The organism is Giesbergeria sp. (genome assembly GCF_028686475.1).
GTDB lineage: Bacteria > Pseudomonadota > Gammaproteobacteria > Burkholderiales > Burkholderiaceae_C > Simplicispira.
Genome location: NZ_JAQUCA010000010.1, coordinates 55131 through 74146 on the forward strand (window position 1 = coordinate 55131; position 19016 = coordinate 74146).

Here is a 19016-nt window from a genome sequence, read left to right on the forward strand (position 1 = left end):
ACCTGTTGTTTGATTGATTCTCCAAGGATACCCACCCCCATGAGCAATGCACCTGCCCAGGTACAAATTACCGTGCAACCCAGTGGCCGCAGCTTTGCGGCCCAAGCTGGCGAAACCATTTTAGAAGCCGCCATCCGCCAAGGCGTGGGCCTGCCCTACGGCTGCAAGGATGGCGCTTGCGGCTCTTGTAAATGCCAAAAGCTAGAAGGCGAAGTGCTGCACGCCGACTACCAAGCCAAAGCCCTGAGTGCCGAAGAGGCCGCTGCCGGTTGGGTACTGACTTGCCGTGCCCAAGCCCAATCGGACGTGGTGCTGCAATCGCGCCAAGTGACGGATGAAAGTGCCTTCCCCATCAAACGGATGCCGGTGCGCGTCACCAGCCGCGTCCAACTATCGCACGATGTGATGCAACTGCAATTGCAATTGCCCGCCAATGACCCGTTCCGCTACCACGCCGGGCAATATATTGAGTTCATTTTGCGCGATGGCGCACGCCGTGCTTACTCGATGGCCAATGCGCCCCACACGCAAGCGCAAGCCCCGAGCATCGAGCTGCACATCCGCCATATGCCCGGTGGCCGCTTTACCGACCATGTGTTTAGCGCTCTGAAAGAAAAAGACATTTTACGCGTTGAAGGCCCGTTTGGCAGCTTCTACCTGCGCGAAGACACTGACAAGCCGATTATTTTGTTGGCCTCGGGTACGGGCTTTGCCCCTATCAAAGCCTTGTTGCAGCAATTGCAGTTCAAGGGCAGCCAACGCCCTGTGAGTTTGTATTGGGGTGGCCGCCGCCCGGCAGATTTGTATATGGATGCGTGGGTGCGCGAGCAGGCCGTCAGCCTGCCCCAGTTGCGCTATGTGCCGGTGGTCTCGAACGCTTTGCCCGAAGACGGCTGGACAGGGCGCACGGGCTTTGTCCATCAGGCCGTGCTGGATGATTTTGCCGATTTGTCCAGCCACCAAGTGTATGCTTGCGGCGCACCGATTGTGGTGGAATCGGCCCGTACCAGCTACACCCAAGAGCGCAACTTGCCTGCGGATGAGTTTTATGCCGATGCCTTCACCAGCGAGGCCGACAAGCACCCACAAGGCTAAATGGGGTTTACTTCAGGGCAGCACTTGCTTTTCTAAGCGCCAAATGCCGCGCAGCAAGGCATAGCTTTGTCGCTGCCCTGCCACCGATTCACGCCCCAGTTCCAGTTGCAACTCTGGCCCTTGTGGCCACTGGTAGCCCAAAGTGGTGGCGGTGCGTTGGGCGCGTTGGTAGCGGTTCAGGCGTGTCTCGGTAGCCAGCAAAGCAGCACCCGGCCCATGCAGGCGATGGCGGGCTTGTAGCTGTTCGGTGCGTAGCCCCCAATCCCAACGTGGATGAAATTGCCAACGCGCCTCTAGCCAGCCACCATACGAAGTGCCCCGGTATTGGGCATCGCCATTGGCCGAACTGAGGCCACCGTTATCGCGCCGCCCCCAAGCGGCAGCCGTCAAAATGAACGGTACGTCATGGCCTTGCCAGCGCGCGCTGGTGGCGGCCAAATCGGTGCGTCCGTCAAAACAAGCCACTTGGCCCAAGGTGCTGTGGTTACAGACTGGAGCGCTGTGGCTGTGCCCGCCTCCTAGGCTGCTGGTGCGGCTGCCGCGTCCTTCAGGCTCCAAATGGGTGGCAAAACCATCCAGTGCCAACGTGCCTTGGGCTACCGGCACGGCTGTGCCAATATGCAGTGTAGGCACTACTGGCCCTTGGGCCGCGCCCGGAAAAACCGCCCCTTTCCATAAGCCTACATCCAGTGCCAGCGGCCACTGGGCCAGCGTGCCACGCCAGCCCCATTGCACGCCATCGTCTATCCACAGGCCGTTCACGCTGGCTTGTTGTGCCAGTGGCATCAGGGCGAAGCGGTCAAAGTGGCCCGCGCTTTCTAAAACCGCTCCCATAGCAGGGCGCTGCCGTCCGGCAGTCAGTAGCCAAGTGCCGTTGCCGTAGGGTTGGCGCAGTTGCAGCCAAAAGGCTTCGGTATGGGCGCGGTCGCTGCCATGTTTGCCGACGGCGGCATAGGCTTGCCATTGCGGGTTCCAGCGCCAAGCGGCTTCTAGCACCCCATGTTCTAGCCCCCAGCCGCGCCGGTCAATGCCCGCATCGCCTTGCAATAAAAAACCATCCATGCGTGCGGAGGGCAATGCCCTATCAGCTTGTAGGTAAGTGATGGCAGCGGCTGCGCCTAAGCGTAAGCTGGCGCTGTCTTCTGCTGCCGGTGCAGTCTGGTCTATACCGCCATGCGCTGCTACCCACACAGGGCAGCTGGCCAGCCACGCCCACAGTGCGGCTTTAGGGGCGCGGCCACGGGTCAGAATGGCGGGAATCGCTAAGAAATTCATGGTCGGTAAGTGTTTTAAGAAAGGCGACGAGGTCGGATTTGTCTTGCGCGTTCAGGTCTATCAGGCTGACCAGTTCGCTTTTATGCGGGTTTTGGCGGCCATCCCCAGCGTAAGGGCCGGTGCTGATGCGGCGGCCACCAGCGGCATAGAAGTCCAGCACGTCTTCCAACGTGGCAATGCTGCCGTCGTGCATGTACGGGGCGGTCACTTCCACATTGCGTAGGCTGGGCGCACGGAAAAACCCCATATCTTTCACCAAGGCGGTCAGTTCAAACACGCCCCGGTTGGGTTCGGGGAAAGCCCCAGTTCCGCCCAGGTTGTACAGGCCGGTGTTGTGGAAGGGAGTTTCTACCACCCGACTGCTGGCATGGACGATTTGGTCATTCAAGTTAAAACTGCCGTGGCAATGAAAGCATTCGGCTTTTTCGCCAAAAAACAGCTGCATCCCGCGCGTTTCTGGGGCGGATAGCGGTGCTTTGCCTTGCAAATACTGGTCATAACGGCTATTGCCCGACAGCAGCGAGCGCTGAAAGCTGGCAATCGCTTGAATCACCTGGCCCCAATCCAACGGCGTAGCCACACCCGGAAAGGCGGCGGCAAACTTGGGCGCATACGCTGGTTCAGCGCGCAAGCGCTCCAATACCTCGGCGCGGTTGTGGTCGTTGACACCCATTTCTACCGGGTCATCGCCAAACAGCGGCACTTCCATCTGTTTTTCCAGCGTCACCAGCGAGGGGTTGGCCCAGGTCAGGGTGGCGTTATAGACCACATTGGCCAAGCCTTGGGCACCACGCGGATGCACCATGCCGGTAGAGCCTATGGCGCGCCCCAGGCCATCGGTAAAAGCCTTGTCTTGTTGGTGGCAACTGGCGCAAGATTGCTGGCCGTTGCCCGACAAACGCCGGTCGTAAAACAGATGGCGGCCCAAATCGACCTTGGCTTGGCTCATAGGGTTGGTCTCGGGCACTTTGGGCACCGGAAAATATGCCGGTAGTACCCATTGCCAACCATCGCCCGAACTTGGTACCGTATCATTCACCGATACCCCATCGCCGCCACAGCCAGCCAGCATAGCGGCCCCCGCAAGGAGGCCGCCAGCCAGCCAGCGCAGCGCAGGAGTTTTGCACTGCGCGCTGCTCATCGTGCAATCGGGCGGAAAATGGTTTGTGCCGCGCCGCCAGCAATGGGCAAACCGTTGCCCGTGCCATCGGCCTGCCAATCAAGCGCTAAGGCCCGGAAGACACCCGCGCATTCGGGGTCGGTGCCGCCCGACATACAACCAGCAGCTCCGCCCAAGTTTTTGCTTACATCATTGCCTGCCACCAAGGCTTGCACATCCAAGGCGATTTTTTGCTGCTCGGGATTAAAAGCTGCAAAATGCACTTGTGTTCGGTTGGGGGCTTGGCATTGCACGGTTTCGCCGGTAGCTGGATTGCCGAGGCAACCGGTAGAGCCTAAATGCACGGCAAAGGTTTTGGCGCTCCACTGGCCGTTGGCCCCTTCGGGGTCGGTCAATTCAATTTTACTGAACTTGCGCCCCGATTGCCAAGACCAAGCCATCGCGCCAATGTCCAGCGGCGGTTTGGCGGTGGCCACATCCGAATACAGGGTGTGGTTCAGGGCAAAGGGTACGCCCATCGTCAGTTTCAGGCCGACGTAGTTTCCGGCGGGCACCGTGCCACGCACCAGCGCATTGGTTGCTGGCGTGCCACCGTTACAAGCACCGCTCGCATCTTCTAAATCAATCAAGGTGACGCGGTCAGAACCGACGCTCAAATTCCAATCGTCATTGGCGGCTAAAGTGAGAGGCGTTTCTGTGCCATCGGCCTGCAACAGGGCCACGTTGGAGATATAAAAACGCAAATCCTTGATGTGCGCGTTGGCAGCACCCGTGCCCAAACCCGCTACCAGCGTGTTGCACTGCACCGGCGTATGGCCGGCCACCGCGACAAACTCTAATGCGACCGCGCGCGTGCTGGCGCTGCTATCGTCACCACTGCCGCCACCGCAGCCACTCAACAAAGCCAGTGCCAACACCGACAGACCACCCGAAAAACCGACCAAACCACGCTTCAACATACACATTCCAATCCAAACCGCACCGGTTGGGGCGCGCTGATAAACCCCCGCACGCCTCTATGGAAAATAGGCAATGGGCAGGCCACAGCAAACCACCGCCTAGCAAGGCAGTGCGCCAAAAAAACAGGTGTTAAAAAACGAAAAATGACAACCCCACCCGCAGGGGTGGGAATTGTGAAATCAAGGGAATAATGTCAAGCGAAGGACGGGGGGCCACGCGCTGGCATGGGCGGAGCCACCAACGCAGCAATACGGGCCGCTGGGATAGACTGCATGGCATACGCCAGCGAGCTATCGAGCAAAGAAGGCGCTGGAGCCAGAGGAGGCGGGGGAGCCAAGGGGCTTTGGCACAGCGGGCAGTCCAGCACGGTATAGCCGGACTCTACTTCGCCTTGGCTGTCTTTGAGCAGCAATTTCATGCCACCGTTCATGGAACAGACCAGTTCCATCGACTGTTGCCCAGTAAACGGAGCGGCAACGGCGGCACTTAAAGACAATACGAAACACGCCAGCACCCAGCGGATGACAAGAGGCATGGAACGAAGTTGCTGCATGGCCTGATTATTCCACAAACTGGGTAGGGCTTTAACCTATTTATCCCGATTTAGCCCAACAAGCGCGCCAACGTGAGCAACGCCAACAGCAACAACCAAACCACCACTGAGCGCCAGACTAAACCGACCACACTGCGTAAATGGCCGACTTCGGGTTCGCGGCCAGGGGTGCGGTCGCTGTCGCCGATATTGGCCTCTACTGCGATGCCCGGCGGCGCAGGCAGGGCTTCTACCTGCAATTTGAGTGCTTCGCCACCCAAGCGCACATTGATGGCCCCAGCGGTAGCGGCCAGCACCACGCCATCGTTGTCATTGGGGAAGCGTTGGGCATGGAAACGCCAGCCGTCAATCGCTTCTTCAAAACTGCCTACCACGGCAAAGCACAGCGCCGTAAGACGCGCGGGTAGCCAGTCCACCACCATCCAGCAGCGCAAAGCAAGCACCTGCAAGGCCAGACTGGTGGGAGCTGCCAAAGCGCCACGGCGTGGGGTAGCAGTGCGCGCGACAAACTCGGCCATGCGGTACAACACCGCTCCTGCTGGCCCTAAACCTAAGGCCGCCAGCAAGGAAAACCATGCCAACACCCCAAACACATGCCGATGCGCGGCCAGTACCGAATACTCAATCACATGGCGCACCATTTCGCTGCGCGGTAAATCCGAGGCATCTACCTGTTGCCACTCGGCCAGCAAGCGGCGCGCGCGTTCTTGGTCATCCTCTTCTAAGGCATCGCGCAGACGGGTAAAGTGGTGGCTAAACTGGCGAAAACCCAGTGTCAGGTACAGGATGGCCACGCTCCACAGCATGGCAAACGGCCAACCCAAACCCCAAAGCAACAACCAATGCACCGCCAGTGCCAGTAGCGCTGGCAAGGCTACGGCCATAGACCAAGCCACCCAAGCATGGTGGTGCTTGCCTGCATCAAAATTGCGCCCCACCCACAGCGCCCAAGCGCGCAATCCGGCATGGATACGGTTGTGGGCCGCCAGTGGCCGGGCCTGCTCTAGCAGCAGGGCGAACAAGATGGCAAAAAAACTCATACTGGCATCATACCCAGCAGTTTTTCTGCTGGGGGCGCTGGGAGTGGCTCAGGCTTGCAGGAAACGGTAAAAATTACGTAACATTCCGGCCGTGGCACCCCAAATGTAGTGATTTTTGTCGCCACTTTGGTAGGGCATAGAAAACCACTCGCGGCGCACGCCCTGCCAGTCAAACACATGGCGGCGGTGATTGGCTGGATTGAGTAAAAACGCCAAAGGCACTTCAAAAATCTCGGCCACCTCCTGCGGATTGGCTTGCAATTGGCATCCTGGCTGCACCAAGGCCACCACGGGCGAGACCGCATAGGCCGAGCCGGTGAAGTAGGTTGGTAAACTGCCCAGCACCTCCACCCAGTGGGGGTCTAGCCCAATTTCTTCTTGGGCCTCGCGCAGGGCCGCTGCCGTGGCCGAGGCATCTTCGGCATCCATACGCCCCCCCGGAAAAGCCACCTGCCCCGAATGGCTAGACAGGTGCAGGCTGCGCTGCGTCAGTAACACCGTAGGCTGGGGGCGCAACACAATCGGCACCAGCACCGCTGCGGCGGCTTGGGGACGGTCTAAAAAAGCCGGTTCGCGCACGACCTCGGGCTGCCAATGCCGTGGCGGTTGGGCAAAGCGCTGGCGCAGGGCAGCGGGGGTTTGCGCTGGCGCTGGTATAGCAGGCAAATGGCTGTCTATGCCCACCACAGGCACCTGTTGGGGGTCAAAGCGTGGCAATCGAGAGTGGGAGGACATTAAACACAATCCCTGACACAAAGAAAAAAGCCGCCACAGGCAAGGCTGTGGCGGCTGGTGCGCTTAAAGCGGCGCTGGGGCAGGCTTTATGCTGCTGCCACTGCTGCGGCCACGGGGGCCTTGCGCTGGGGCAGCTTTTCTTTGATACGTGCCGACTTGCCGCTGCGCTCGCGCAGGTAGTACAGCTTGGCACGGCGCACGTCACCACGGCGCTTGACTTCAATCTTGGCGATGAGCGGGCTGTAGGTTTGGAAAGTACGCTCTACGCCTTCGCCGCTGGAGATTTTACGCACGGTAAAACCACTGTTGATGCCACGGTTGCGCTTGGCAATCACTACACCTTCGTAGGCCTGTACGCGCTTGCGTGTGCCTTCTACCACGTTTACGCTCACAATGACGGTGTCACCGGGGCCAAAATCGGGGATGGTTTTGTTGAGGCGGGCGATTTCTTCCGCTTCTAGGGTTTGGATCAGGTTCATGGTTGCATCCATCGATCGTGTTCGCGCCATTATTGGCATGGTCAGGATTGACCTTGTGCCTTGCACGGGCAAGGCGGCCGAGCAGAGGATCGAAAAGCCCAAGATTATAGCGCGCCCGACAATCCGCCTAGCAGGGCCTCATCAGCGGGGTGCAATTGGCCAGCTTTGCGCGCGTTGTCGATTAAATCGGGGCGGTGTTGGGCCGTGGTTCGCAAAGATTGCTCACGCCGCCAGCGTTCAATCTGGGCATGGTGGCCTGATAGCAAGGGCGCAGGCACGGTTTGGCCTTGCCAATGTTCGGGGCGGGTGTAGTGCGGGCAATCGAGCAAACCATCGAGCGCCGGGTTAAAACTGTCGAATTGGTGGCTGCCTTCATCGCTCAGTACCCCCGGTTGCAAACGGGCTACGGCATCGAGCAGTGCCAAGGCAGCAATTTCGCCACCCGAAAGCACAAAATCGCCCAAACTGATTTGGGCATTGACGTAGCGGTCTATAAAACGCTGGTCTATGCCTTCGTAGCGGCCACACAGCAAAATCGCCCCAGCGCTGGCCGACCACTGTTCTACGGCGCTGTGGTTGAGCGCGGCCCCAATGGGCGAGAACAATACCAGCGGCACTTGGGCAGCGGGGTCTTCGGCGCGCTCGGTGCGGACAGCGAGCAGACAGCGTTCTAACGGTGCCGCCATCATCACCATGCCGGGGCCACCGCCAAAAGGCCGGTCATCGACGCGGCGGTAATTGCCTTCGGCATAGTCGCGGGGGTTCCAGCAACGCACATCGACCAAACCACTGGCATAGGCGCGCCGGTTGATGCCACTGCTTAAAAAGGGCGTAAACAGCTCAGGAAACAGGGTAATGACATCAAAACGCATGGCAGGCGGCAGTGGGCACTCAGTAATCGGGTTGCCAATCGACCACAATGCGGCGCTGCTCTAATTCGACTTTATCGACAAAGGCCGCAACAAACGGAATCATGCGTTCTAGCGGCTTGCCGCCGGGCTGCTCTTGCTCTAGCACCAACACGGTTTGTGGGCCGGTGGACATGAGTTCGCGCACTTGGCCCAAGGCTACGCCTTCGCGGTTAAACACCGCTAGGCCGATTAAATCGACCCAATAGTATTCATCTTCGGCGGGTGCTGGAAAAGCAGAGCGGGGTACAAAAATGCGCGCACCGCGCAGCGCTTCTGCTGCGTTGCGCTCGTCAATGCCCTGCGCCCAAGCGACGATGGTGTCGGAGTGCGGGCGCACTTGGCGTATGGTCAAGGCCACGGTGCCGCTGAAGGTACGCGCGCCGCGCTCGCTGGGTTGCAGATACCACTGCTTGGCGGCAAACAGGGCATCGGGCGCGGCATTGTGCGAAATGACTTTAAACCAGCCTTTAATGCCCCAAGCCTCGGCAATGCGCCCGACCTCGACGGCATCCTCGGGCAGGGCAACGGATTCCAAATTCAGGGCAGCGGACATGGCAGGGGTAAAGAAAAGAAAAAATAAAAGGCGGGTCTCGTCAGTGGCTACCGACGAAACCCGCCTTGTGTCGCTAGAAGCGATTAAGCGGCTTGTTTAGCAGCTTGCTTGATCAGGCGATCAACGGTGGGCGAAGTTTGTGCGCCCACGCCAACCCAGTAAGCCAGACGGTCTTGGGCAATACGCAGACCTTCTTCGCCGCCCTTGGCGCTGGGGTTGTAGAAGCCCAGACGTTCGATAAAGCGGCCATCGCGGCGCACGCGCTTGTCAGCAACGACGATATTGAAGAAAGGACGGGCCTTGGCGCCGCCGCGAGAGAGTCGAATGACGACCATGATGTAATCCTTGGGGTGGTGGGCTAGGACAAGCTCCCTAGGCCCGGTGTTCGCAGCGCTTGAGACACGCGACATGACCACCCGGCCAGCGACACGCTGCAAAGCCTGACATTATAACGGTGCAAGCGCATCACGGGCGCAGCCTTAAAACAGCTGCAAGCTAATCCAATAGGCAACCGCCGCCACAAAGGCGCTGGCCGGAATGGTCAAAATCCAGGCCCAAACGATGTTGCCCGCCACTCCCCAGCGCACGGCACTGGCACGTTGCGTAGAGCCTACGCCCACAATCGCACCCGTGATGGTGTGGGTGGTGGAGACGGGAATGCCCAAGCCTGTGGCCAGAAACAAGGTCAGCGCCCCGCCAGTTTCGGCGCAAAAGCCCCCCACGGGTTTGAGCTTGGTGATTTTTTGTCCCATTGTTTTCACAATGCGCCAGCCGCCGAACATGGTGCCCAGACCAATCGCCATGTAGCAAGAAATAATCGTCCAAGTAGGCGGTGCGGCATCGCTGGCCGAGGTGTAGCCAGTGGCAATTAACAATAGCCAAATGATGCCGATGGTTTTTTGGGCATCATTGCCGCCATGCCCCAAGCTATAAGCGCCTGCCGACAACAATTGCAAGCGCCGGAACCACTTATCAATCTTGTTTGGGCGGGTGCGCCGAAAAATCCAAGCCACCGCCACCATCATGAGCGAACCGAGCAAAAAGCCCAGCAAAGGCGAAACAAAAATAAACGCCACGGTTTTGAGGATGCCAGCCGAAATCAAGGCACCAGCACCCGCTTTGGCTATCACGGCACCCACAATGCCACCAATCAGCGCATGGGAGGAGCTGCTCGGAATGCCGTAGTACCAAGTGATGACGTTCCAGGTAATGGCCCCAACCAGCGCACCAAACACGACATGGGTATCGACAATGCCCGGCTGCACGATGCCTTTGCCTACGGTGGCTGCTACGCTTAAATGAAAGATAAAAATCGCAACAAAATTGAAAAAAGCGGCAAAAATGACCGCATGTGCTGGTTTGAGAACCCCCGTAGAGACCACCGTGGCAATCGAGTTGGCCGCATCATGAAAGCCGTTCATGAAATCGAACAACAAGGCCAAGGCCACCAGCATGACCACAACCCAGAGCGCAGCTTGTGCTGTTTCCATCTTGTGTTGTCCTGCCGGGCTTAGGCATTTTCGAGGACGATGCCCTCGATGCGGGTGGCGACAATCTCACATTTGTCGGAAATGGTTTCTAGGTGTTCGTACACCGCTTTGAGCTTGATGAGTTCGCGCACGTCGGGTTCTTCGCGGAACAATTTGCTCATGGCCGCGCGCAGCACGCGGTCACCGTCTTTTTCTAATTGGTCAATTTCGGCACAGGTTTTCAGTGCGGCTTCGGCGGTAGCAGGGTCGGCAATTTTGCCCAGCAGTTTGACCGCTTCGCGCACGCGCTCGCAACACTTGACGGACAAGTCGGTCAGGCGGGTGATTTCGCCTGTCATGTGTTGCAGGTCGTACAGCTCCATCGCTTCGGCCACATCTTGAATCAAATCGGCCACATCGTCCATCGCGTTAATCAGGCCATGAATTTGCTCACGGTCAATCGGGGTGATGAAGGTTTGGTGGACGGAGCGATTGACTTCGATGGTGATGACATCAGCGGCCGCTTCGGCGCTATCGACGGCTTGGCCGTATTTTTGCCGTAAATCGCTGTCACTGTAGTTGGCCACCAGTTGCGCCAGTGCGTGGGCCGCCTCGACGATGCGGTCGGCATGGTGGTTGAACATTTCAAAAAAATTGCCTTCTTGCGGCAGCAGCTTGCTAAATAGCATCAAATCTCCTAGCGAGGAATCAGGAACAATCGTTACACCATCATGACAAAAGCATGACAAATCCATGAATCCCTGAAGTGTAGCCGTGGCATCTGCCTGCTAGGGGGCTTAACGGCGCTTTCTGGCGTTGGCATCCCAATCTTTGAGTTGGGCCAACTTGTCCGCAATTTTGCTTTCTAAGCCGCGTGGCACGGGCTGGTACCAAGCGGGGGCAGCCATGCCTTCGGGCAGGTAGTTTTCTCCGGCGGCATAGGCATGTGGCTCGTCGTGGGGATAGCGGTAGGCTTGGCCATAGCCCTGTTCTTTCATGAATGGGGTGGGCGCATTGCGTAAATGGGCAGGCACTGGGCGGCTGCTGTCGCGCTGCACAAAGGCTTTGGCTTGCTGGTAGGCGTGGTAACCGGCGTTGCTTTTGGCCGCTACCGCCAAATAAAGCACCGCTTGGGCCAAGGCCAACTCGCCCTCGGGGCTGCCCAAGCGCTCGTAGCTGCTGGCGGCATCGTTGGCCAGCTGTATCGCGCGTGGGTCGGCCAAGCCGATGTCTTCCCAAGCCATACGCACGATGCGCCGGGCGATGTAGCGCGGGTCGGTGCCACCCTCTATTAAGCGACTAAACCAGTAAAGCGCCGCATCCGGGTGTGAACCGCGCACCGATTTGTGCAAGGCTGACATTTGTTCGTAGAACAGGTCGCCGCCTTTGTCAAAGCGCCGCTGTGGCAGGGTTAAGGCGTTTTGGATGAAAGCGGCATCTAAGCGTTGCACTTGCGCGACTTGGGCCGCGTGAGCGCATTGCTCTAGCAGATTGAGCAGGCGGCGCGCGTCGCCATCGGCATGGGCAATCAGGGCATCTTGGGCGGCATCGTCCCACGCCAAAGCGCCTAAGGCTTTTTGTTGGGCTTGCTGCAGCAGTTGGCGCAATTGTGGCTCGGTCAGGGCTTGCAGCACATAAACTTGTACGCGCGACAACAAAGCGGCATTGACTTCAAACGAAGGGTTTTCGGTGGTGGCCCCAATCAAGGTGACGAGGCCGCTTTCAACAAAGGGCAGCAGGGCATCTTGTTGCCCTTTGTTAAAACGATGAATTTCATCCACAAACAACAGGGTGCGCTGCCCCAGCGCCCGCTGCTGCTGTGCTTGCTCCATTGCAGCGCGAATCTCTTTGACCCCAGCAAACACCGCCGACAGGGCGATAAAGTGGCAGGCAAATGCTGTGGCCGTAAGCCGGGCCAAAGTGGTTTTTCCTACCCCCGGCGGCCCCCAAAAAATCATGGAATGCGGCTGGCCCGATTGAAAAGCCAAGCGCAGCGGTTTACCGGGGCCGAGCAGATGCGGCTGGCCAATGACTTCGTCTAAAGTTTGTGGGCGCAGGGCTTCTGCCAGTGGAATAGGTGCAACAGGCAACGACATGGCGGCAGTGGTAAAAAAGCTAATTGGAAGGACGCAACACATCGGCCCCAGCAGGAGGCTCAAATTGGAAGGTGCTGCTCGGGAGTGCGGGGTTGCTTTCTACCTGCGAAAAGCGCATCAGTGAGCGCTGCCCAAAGCTATCGACAATTTCCAGTGCGGCCAATTGTGCTTGGTCAAAGCCAATGCGTACCGCCTGCAATGGCCCGTCTTTGCTTTTGGGTTGGGCCAGAACCCATTGCAGCTTTTCTTCGCCAGCGGGCGGCGCGCTGGCCTCTAAGGAAAAATTGGCGCGCAGGGCTTTGAGGTCTGGGGCGGCGGCCAGCAAAGCCGCTGGGGTGCTGCCCAAGGCTTGCGCTTGTGCGCGTTGCGTCACTTGGTTCAAATCCGCATCGTAGAGCCACACATGTTGGCCATCGGCGACAATGGTTTGGGCAAATGGTTTTTCATAGACAAACCGAAAGCGCCCTGGGCGCTGAAACGCAAAATGGCCACTAGAGGTTTTTTGCCGCGCGGCTTGTCCGTCCTTGCCGGGAGAGGTCACTACTTGGGTAAATTGCGCCCGTCCGGTTTGGCTGCCCCGCAAAAATTGGTCTAATCTTTGCAGGCCATCATCGGCAAGTGCCAGCGGTGCCACAGCCCAGAGCAGCAAGCTGAGAATTTTTTTGTGCATTGGTCAGTAAGAAGTAAGGTAATTGTTGAAATAGCGAATTGAGAACGGGTACGATGGTGCATTCACCATTCAAAGTAGATTGCAAGGAGAGACTCGCCTATGTTCAAGCATATTCTGGTACCCGTCGATGGCTCGCCTACCTCGACGCTGGCGGTGGCCAAAGCAGTTGGGTTAGCCAAAGCCTTTGGTAGTTCCGTCACGGCGTTGTATGTGATTGACCCTTACCCGTTTACTGGCGTAGGGGCTGATTTTGCCTATGGCCAGTCCCAGTACCTGAGTGCGGCCACCGCCGAAGCCAATGCTGCCCTAGAGGCGGTGCGCCAAACCATGCAAGAAGCTGGGGTGACGGTGGAGCTGCTGTTGGGCGAAGGCCATGCCGTCCACGAAGGTGTGGTGCAAGCGCTAGAAAAAACCGGCGCAGACCTGATTGTGATGGGTTCGCATGGTCGCCGTGGCTTAGAAAAGCTGATGCTCGGCAGCGTGGCCCAGCGTGTGCTGAGCGCCGTGCATGTGCCGGTGCTGGTGGTGCGCCAGTAAGCCATATAAACCAGTTACAATCCGCGCCAACGGAAGGTTGGCAGAGTGGTCGATTGCACCGGTCTTGAAAACCGGCAGGGCTTTACCGCCCTCCAGGGTTCGAATCCCTGACCTTCCGCCATCGCATAAAACAAAGCCCGCCAACTACGTACAGTTTGCGGGCTTTTTCATTGGGCAAACGGGCGAGATACGCTAAATGGGCGGCAAGGCATGTTCCAGCGCTTGCTGTAAATCTTGCTGCAAATCGGAGGCCGCCTCTAATCCAATCGCCAAGCGCACCAGCTTACCGGGGCGCAGGTGTGGTGTCGGCAAGCTACGCAGGCCAGAGCGCTCGTAAGGCATCACCAAACTGATGGGGCCACCCCAGCTGTAACCAATTTTGAAGCAACGCAGGCTATCGCAAAAGGCATCCACTTGCTGTTGGCTGTAGCGTTCATCGACTATAAAACTAAACAAACCCGCCGCTACCCCCTCGCCACCGTGAGCGCTGCCGCACAGGGCTTGCCATTGGGCATGGCCGGGCGCATCGGGCAAGGCGGGGTGCAATACTTGCACCACGGGGGGCTGCTGTTGTAGCCAAGTTGCCAAATGGCGCGCGGCGCTGTCTTGGGCGTGGTAGCGTAGCGCTATGCTGGGCAAAGAGCGCAACAGCAACTCGGCATCATTGCCCGCAATGCCCAGCCCCAAGTGCATGTGCAACAGTTTAATTTTCAGGTGTAATGAGGGGTCGCGCGTGATGATGCTGCCCATTAGCACATCGCCGCCACCGCTGGGGTATTTGGTTAAAGCATGGGCCGATACATCGACCGCCAATTGGCCATCACCCAGCAAATCGAACGGCGCAAAAGCGATACCCGCGCCCCAAGTGTTGTCTAAGGCCGTGGTAATGCCTCGGGCTTGGCAGATACGCAGCAGCGCTGGCAAGTTCGGAAACTCCATCGTGATAGAGCCTGCCGCCTCTAACCAAACCAAGCGCGTGGCTGGGGTGATTTTGGCGGCCAAATCGGCTGGATTCATTGGGTCGTACAGGGTATGGCTGATGCCAAACTGTGCCAGCGTGGTCGCTGCCATCGCGCTATTGGGGCCATAGGCATTGTCTGGGATGAGTACCTGCTGGCCACTACGCAACAAGGCCAAAGACACCGTGGCAATCGCCGCCAGCCCGCTGGGCACTAGCACGCATTGCAAGCCACCTTCTAAGGCGCACAGGCGCTCTTCTAGGATGAAGGTGGTGGGTGTGCCGTGCAGGCCATAGGTATAGCTGCTTTTGTCTTTCCACTCGCGGCTACGCATGGCCGCTACGTTCGGAAAAATCACCGTGGAGGCTTTGTGTACCGCTGGCGCTGGGGCCATAAATCCCCCAGGGGGGTGGTAGTCGTGGTGAATCAGGCGGGTGGATAGCTTGGAGGTGTGGTCTTGCATGGCGCAATGGTACAGCGGACGTAGCGGGTAATCGACAGGCTTATTTTTATGTATATAATATGCGTCTTTCCTCAATAGCTCAGTCGGTAGAGCGCCGGACTGTTAATCCGTAGGTCCCTGGTTCGAGCCCAGGTTGAGGAGCCAAAATTTATCCGCCTTGCTGTTGCAAGGCTTTGTATGCCGATTATTCCTCAATAGCTCAGTCGGTAGAGCGCCGGACTGTTAATCCGTAGGTCCCTGGTTCGAGCCCAGGTTGAGGAGCCAAAATTTACCCGCCCTGCTGTTGCAAGGCTTTGTATGCCGATTATTCCTCAATAGCTCAGTCGGTAGAGCGCCGGACTGTTAATCCGTAGGTCCCTGGTTCGAGCCCAGGTTGAGGAGCCAAATAAAACCCCACTGCGTGTTAGCCATGCAGTGGGGTTTTTCTTTGGGATTTCTTTGGGATGCTTGGCTTAATCTAAGCGCACATCGGCCACCGGTAAGCTGCCAAAATCGGGGCGCTGCAACCAAGCCAGCACACGGGCGGCGGCCTCGTGCGCTGGGGTCAGCATTCCGGCAGCTTGCAAGGCGGCAAAATTATGGGCATCCGGAAAATCATCAGGAGCCGCGCCGCGCAATTGCAGCTGCATGTCGGTGTCTATGACACCCGGTGCCAAAGCGCAAATTTTGGCCCCGTTGGGTTTCAGGGCCTCGTCTAAGGCCACGCAGCGGCTCAAGTTGTCCAGACCCGCCTTGGCGGCACAGTAGGCCGACTGCGAAGCCATTGCCCGCCGTCCCAAGCCCGAAGAAATGTTCAACACTTTGCGCGGCACGGGCCAGCTTTCGGTAGCAGCTAGAAATGCGGCCGTCAACAACATCGGTGCTTCTAAATTGACACGCAGGGCTTGGGCCAGCGCTGCCGGGTCACTGGCCGAGAGCGGGGCAATCGGTGGGATGGTTCCGGCATTGTTTATCAGGGTGGCGCTGGCAAAAGCGCCTACCGGCTGGGCTTGTAGCCACTGGCGCAAGCGGGCTGCTGCGGTGCAGCTGTCGGCCAAATCTTGCTGCCACTGCTCTAATTTTGCTCCTTGGGCCAAGGCTTGTTGTGCCAGCCCGTCGTGGTGTTGGCGCGATAGCCCAATCAACGTGTGGTCTGGATGCAGCAGCTGTTGTGCCATTGCCAGCCCCATGCCGCGTGAAGCGCCCGTCAAAATGGTGAGATGGCCGCTCATGGTGTGTTTTTCTCCTGCTAAAAATCGGCTGGGCAAGTGTAGTGCAGCACCTGCCCCGTGCTGGGATGCACCAATTGCAAGGCGGTGGCATGTAACAACAAACGCGGCGCACGGGCCAGCGTGGCTGCATCGGCATACAAGGCATCGCCCAAAATAGCATGGCCACAGGCTGCCAAATGCACGCGCAATTGGTGCGTGCGCCCGGTCAGGGGTTCTAACTCGACGCGGGTGGTTGGGGCTTGGGTATCGGTGCTGAGTACGCGCCAGCGGGTTTGGCTGGGTTTGCCTTGGAGCGGGTCTATGACGCGCAAAGGACGGCGCTCCCAGTCGGCGGCAATGGGTAAATCAATCAATTGCCATGCGCTGGTATCGCTTGCTGCGGGTGTCCAGCATCCTTGTACGATGGCTTGGTAGCGTTTGTGGATGCGGCGCTCGGCAAAGGCGGCGCTCAAGGCGCGTTGGGTGGCCAGATTGCGTGCCATCAGCACCAAGCCCGAAGTAGCTTGGTCTAGCCGATGCACCACCAAAGCCTCGGGCCAGCAGGTTTGCACACGCGCACTCAAGCAATCTTGCTTGTCTGGTCCCCGCCCCGGCACGCACAGCAAACCAGAGGGCTTGACCAGCACCAGCAAATCGGCATCTTGATACAGGCAGGGGATGCCTTCTGGGCCAGAGGTGGGGGCCGCCGAAGGGATTACTATGCTCACAGCTCGCCCAGCAGGAGTTTTTGCACCGTGGCGCACATCTCCTCGACATCGTTGGGTTTGTGGATGAGCGCGCGTGCGCCTTCGGCGCGGGCCGCGTGTTCGATTTCGGCGGTGATGTAGCCCGAGGCCAGCGCTACCGGCAAATCGGGGCGGATGCTGAGTGCCTCGCGTACCAAATCAACCCCGCAATAACCGGGCATGTTGTAGTCTGTGACCAGCAAATCGTAGGTTTGCGGGTGAGCGCGCAGGGCAGCGGCGGCTTGGTGCGGGTCGGTAAAGCCACTGACCAGGTAACCCCGGCGCTTGAGCAGGCGCTGTACCAAAAATACCAGCGCTTTGTCGTCATCCACATACATGACATGGTGCTGGCGGCTGGGTTGCACAGGGGGTGTCGGGGGACTGGTCTCTGGTACAGGCTCTGCTGCTGGGGGGGCCAGCTCTGGTGCCAGCGCCGGAAAATACAGCGTAAAGCGGCTGCCTTGGCCGCGCACACTCTGAACATCCACGGCACCCCCGTGGGTTCGCATCACGCCATGCACCACCGATAGCCCTAAGCCCGTGCCTTGGCCCACCGGTTTGGTGGTAAAAAATGGCTCAAAAATGCGCTGCAAAATCGCGGCATCAATGCCGGGGCCGCTGTCTGAAACGCTCAACACCACATAATCGCCCAGTGCCAGCCCTAAGCGCTCGCACTGGCGTTGCTCGGGGCGCAGGGTGTGCAGTGCTACTTGTACGCTACCGCGCCCCTCGCCAATGGCATGGATGGCATTGGTACACAGGTTGAGTACGGCTTGTTCTACTTGGGTCGGGTCGGCCAGCACGGCGGGCAAGGCGCTGTCCATGTGCAGGCGCAAATCAATCGCTGGGGGCAAGGTGACGCGCAACAGGCGCTCGGTATCCGCCAACACTTCGTCTAAGGCGACACTGGTACGCCGGAGGGGTTCGTTGCGGCTGAAGGTGAGAATTTGGCGCACCAAATCGCGCGCGCGCCGTCCGGCTTTTTCGATTTCGACCAAACTCTCGTAGGCGGGCGAGCCAGAACCACAATCGGCCTTGGCCAACTCGGCATTGCCCAAAATGGCGCTGAGGATGTTGTTGAAGTCGTGGGCGATGCCACCGGCCATCGTGCCGACGGCCTGCATTTTGTGCGATTCGCGCAGTTGCACTTCTAGCTCGTTGCGATGGGCCTCGGCTTTTTTGCGCCCGGTTAAATCACGGGCAAAAATGGTGGTGGTTTCGCCTTCGGCGTGGCGCTCAAAGGAGACGCTCACTTCTACTGCCAGTTCTTTGCCGCTAATCGTGTGCGCGATGCGTTCACCCAACATGGCTTGGGTGGCCACTTGGGCAAAGGCTAACACTTGTTGGGCATCGGGCAAAAAGCGTTGTAAGGGGCTGCCCAAGGCATCGCTGGCGCTGCATTGGAACAAGGCTGCCGCTGTGGGGTTAAACACCGTGATGCGCTGGTGTTGGTCCACGCAAATAATCGCATCGAGTGAGGAGTTAATCACCGCCTCTAGCCGCCGTTCGCTGGCATGGAGTTGGGCGTTGCGTTGTTGTAATTCTTGCGCGCTTTGCTGCAAGGCTTGGCGCTCGGCCAGCAAGGGGCCTTGGTCAATCACGGCGCACAAAAATTGCCATTGGGGCGGTTCGTCGTCGTGTTGGTGCGCTTCAATCCGGGCGATATGCAAATCGCCGGTAATCTGGCCTTGCTCGCCAATCGTAAACACCACTTCAGTGGCCTCGCTGTGGCCCTCGGCCAAGGCTTGGGCAAAGGCTTGGCGCACTTGGGGGGCGTGGTCGGCACAGACAAAGGCTTGTAGCTCGGTCAGGGGGCGGTCGCGCTCGGTCGGCTGAAAACTGCGGTGCGCCATCGAATTGGCCTGTACCACCATGCCATGCTCATCCAACACCATCAGTGCCAGCGGCACGCTAGAGAACAAGGTCTCGAAGCGCTCGGAGGCGCTCTCGGCTGCCGATTCGCTGTAACGCAGCACTTTGTTTTGTGCTTCCAGCTCGGCTTGGTAAGCGCGCAACTCGGTAATCAAATCGGCCATCGGGCCGCTGGGGCGCTCGGCCAGATTGCGCCGCTCTAGCTCCTCTGCCGGTGTAGCGGGGATGGGCAAGGGTTCGGGTTCGGTGCTACGCAGCAAAAAAGCACGGTCAAGGCGGCTCATAGCAAGCAA

The 19016-nt window shown here is 58.7% G+C and carries 20 protein-coding genes and 4 tRNA genes; 6 read left to right on the forward strand and 18 right to left on the reverse strand.

Annotated elements, in window-relative coordinates; all coding sequences use genetic code 11:
- The first annotated feature begins 39 nt into the window (after nucleotides 1-39).
- Nucleotides 40-1095 carry a CDP-6-deoxy-delta-3,4-glucoseen reductase gene (locus PHX60_RS08845; RefSeq protein ID WP_300076853.1) on the forward strand — a complete coding sequence of 352 codons (1056 nt, stop codon included), beginning with the start codon at nucleotides 40-42 and terminating at the stop codon, nucleotides 1093-1095.
- Nucleotides 1096-1107: 12 nt separating this feature from the next.
- Here the strand turns inward: PHX60_RS08845 and PHX60_RS08850 are convergent, their stop codons facing one another.
- The 14 genes from PHX60_RS08850 to lolA all read right to left on the reverse strand — a co-directional run bounded on the left by PHX60_RS08850 (nucleotide 1108) and on the right by lolA (nucleotide 12956).
- Nucleotides 1108-2370, reverse strand: a complete 1263-nt coding sequence (locus tag PHX60_RS08850) for a hypothetical protein (protein ID WP_300076855.1) — start codon at nucleotides 2368-2370, stop codon at nucleotides 1108-1110.
- On the reverse strand, nucleotides 2321-3511 hold the full coding sequence (locus PHX60_RS08855) for a methanobactin export MATE transporter MbnM (RefSeq protein WP_300076857.1): 1191 nt from the start codon (nucleotides 3509-3511) through the stop codon (nucleotides 2321-2323). Before PHX60_RS08855 ends, PHX60_RS08850 begins: the two co-directional genes overlap by 50 nt.
- Entirely contained in the window at nucleotides 3508-4449 is a 942-nt protein-coding gene (locus PHX60_RS08860) for an MbnP family copper-binding protein (RefSeq protein WP_300076858.1), read from the reverse strand. The genes PHX60_RS08855 and PHX60_RS08860 overlap by 4 nt, the downstream gene beginning before the upstream one ends.
- Nucleotides 4450-4643: 194 nt before the next feature.
- A complete protein-coding gene (locus tag PHX60_RS08865; protein ID WP_300076859.1) occupies nucleotides 4644-4985 on the reverse strand; it encodes a DUF2946 family protein in 342 nt (113 codons plus the stop codon).
- 68 nt (nucleotides 4986-5053) lie between these two features.
- A complete protein-coding gene (locus PHX60_RS08870; RefSeq protein ID WP_300076861.1) occupies nucleotides 5054-6043 on the reverse strand; it encodes a CobD/CbiB family protein in 990 nt (329 codons plus the stop codon).
- A 48-nt stretch (nucleotides 6044-6091) separates the two neighbouring features.
- The gene (locus tag PHX60_RS08875) at nucleotides 6092-6778 is read right to left on the reverse strand and encodes a CoA pyrophosphatase (RefSeq protein ID WP_300076863.1); all 687 of its coding nucleotides are present in this window, start codon (nucleotides 6776-6778) and stop codon (nucleotides 6092-6094) included.
- An 86-nt stretch (nucleotides 6779-6864) separates the two neighbouring features.
- Nucleotides 6865-7257: a 50S ribosomal protein L19 gene (gene rplS, locus PHX60_RS08880; RefSeq protein WP_300076865.1), complete on the reverse strand. Its 393-nt coding sequence runs from the start codon at nucleotides 7255-7257 to the stop codon at nucleotides 6865-6867.
- Nucleotides 7258-7361: 104 nt separating this feature from the next.
- A complete protein-coding gene (gene trmD / locus PHX60_RS08885; RefSeq protein WP_300076867.1) occupies nucleotides 7362-8129 on the reverse strand; it encodes a tRNA (guanosine(37)-N1)-methyltransferase TrmD in 768 nt (255 codons plus the stop codon).
- A gap of 19 nt (nucleotides 8130-8148) precedes the next feature.
- Entirely contained in the window at nucleotides 8149-8721 is a 573-nt protein-coding gene (rimM, locus tag PHX60_RS08890) for a ribosome maturation factor RimM (RefSeq protein ID WP_300076869.1), read from the reverse strand.
- Between the two features lie 83 nt (nucleotides 8722-8804).
- On the reverse strand, nucleotides 8805-9056 hold the full coding sequence (rpsP, locus tag PHX60_RS08895; protein WP_300076870.1) for a 30S ribosomal protein S16: 252 nt from the start codon (nucleotides 9054-9056) through the stop codon (nucleotides 8805-8807).
- 144 nt (nucleotides 9057-9200) lie between these two features.
- On the reverse strand, nucleotides 9201-10211 hold the full coding sequence (locus tag PHX60_RS08900; protein ID WP_300076872.1) for an inorganic phosphate transporter: 1011 nt from the start codon (nucleotides 10209-10211) through the stop codon (nucleotides 9201-9203).
- Between the two features lie 20 nt (nucleotides 10212-10231).
- Nucleotides 10232-10879: a DUF47 family protein gene (locus PHX60_RS08905; RefSeq protein WP_300076874.1), complete on the reverse strand. Its 648-nt coding sequence runs from the start codon at nucleotides 10877-10879 to the stop codon at nucleotides 10232-10234.
- Between the two features lie 108 nt (nucleotides 10880-10987).
- Nucleotides 10988-12286, reverse strand: a complete 1299-nt coding sequence (locus PHX60_RS08910; protein ID WP_300076876.1) for a replication-associated recombination protein A — start codon at nucleotides 12284-12286, stop codon at nucleotides 10988-10990.
- A gap of 19 nt (nucleotides 12287-12305) precedes the next feature.
- Nucleotides 12306-12956, reverse strand: a complete 651-nt coding sequence (gene lolA / locus PHX60_RS08915) for an outer membrane lipoprotein chaperone LolA (protein WP_300076878.1) — start codon at nucleotides 12954-12956, stop codon at nucleotides 12306-12308.
- A gap of 99 nt (nucleotides 12957-13055) precedes the next feature.
- Between lolA and PHX60_RS08920 the strand changes: the two genes are divergently transcribed.
- Both PHX60_RS08920 and PHX60_RS08925 read left to right on the forward strand, forming a co-directional pair.
- Nucleotides 13056-13493, forward strand: a complete 438-nt coding sequence (locus PHX60_RS08920; RefSeq protein ID WP_300076880.1) for a universal stress protein — start codon at nucleotides 13056-13058, stop codon at nucleotides 13491-13493.
- 31 nt (nucleotides 13494-13524) lie between these two features.
- Nucleotides 13525-13614: transfer RNA gene (locus PHX60_RS08925), tRNA-Ser, on the forward strand.
- A gap of 71 nt (nucleotides 13615-13685) precedes the next feature.
- Here the strand turns inward: PHX60_RS08925 and PHX60_RS08930 are convergent.
- Nucleotides 13686-14915, reverse strand: coding sequence for a PLP-dependent transferase (locus tag PHX60_RS08930; RefSeq protein ID WP_300076882.1), 1230 nt, complete (start codon nucleotides 14913-14915; stop codon nucleotides 13686-13688).
- A gap of 68 nt (nucleotides 14916-14983) precedes the next feature.
- Here PHX60_RS08930 and PHX60_RS08935 point away from each other — a divergent pair.
- The 3 genes from PHX60_RS08935 to PHX60_RS08945 all read left to right on the forward strand — a co-directional run bounded on the left by PHX60_RS08935 (nucleotide 14984) and on the right by PHX60_RS08945 (nucleotide 15299).
- Nucleotides 14984-15059: transfer RNA gene (locus PHX60_RS08935), tRNA-Asn, on the forward strand.
- Nucleotides 15060-15103: 44 nt separating this feature from the next.
- Nucleotides 15104-15179, forward strand: a tRNA-Asn gene (locus PHX60_RS08940).
- Nucleotides 15180-15223: 44 nt separating this feature from the next.
- A tRNA-Asn gene (locus PHX60_RS08945) sits at nucleotides 15224-15299 on the forward strand.
- Between the two features lie 68 nt (nucleotides 15300-15367).
- Here the strand turns inward: PHX60_RS08945 and PHX60_RS08950 are convergent.
- The 3 genes from PHX60_RS08950 to PHX60_RS08960 are packed head-to-tail and all read right to left on the reverse strand — an operon-like array spanning nucleotide 15368 to nucleotide 19007.
- Nucleotides 15368-16126, reverse strand: coding sequence for an SDR family NAD(P)-dependent oxidoreductase (locus PHX60_RS08950; protein WP_300076884.1), 759 nt, complete (start codon nucleotides 16124-16126; stop codon nucleotides 15368-15370).
- Between the two features lie 17 nt (nucleotides 16127-16143).
- Nucleotides 16144-16833: an RluA family pseudouridine synthase gene (locus PHX60_RS08955; protein WP_300076886.1), complete on the reverse strand. Its 690-nt coding sequence runs from the start codon at nucleotides 16831-16833 to the stop codon at nucleotides 16144-16146.
- On the reverse strand, nucleotides 16830-19007 hold the full coding sequence (locus tag PHX60_RS08960) for an ATP-binding protein (protein ID WP_300076888.1): 2178 nt from the start codon (nucleotides 19005-19007) through the stop codon (nucleotides 16830-16832). The genes PHX60_RS08955 and PHX60_RS08960 overlap by 4 nt, the downstream gene beginning before the upstream one ends.
- Nucleotides 19008-19016 lie beyond the last annotated feature (9 nt).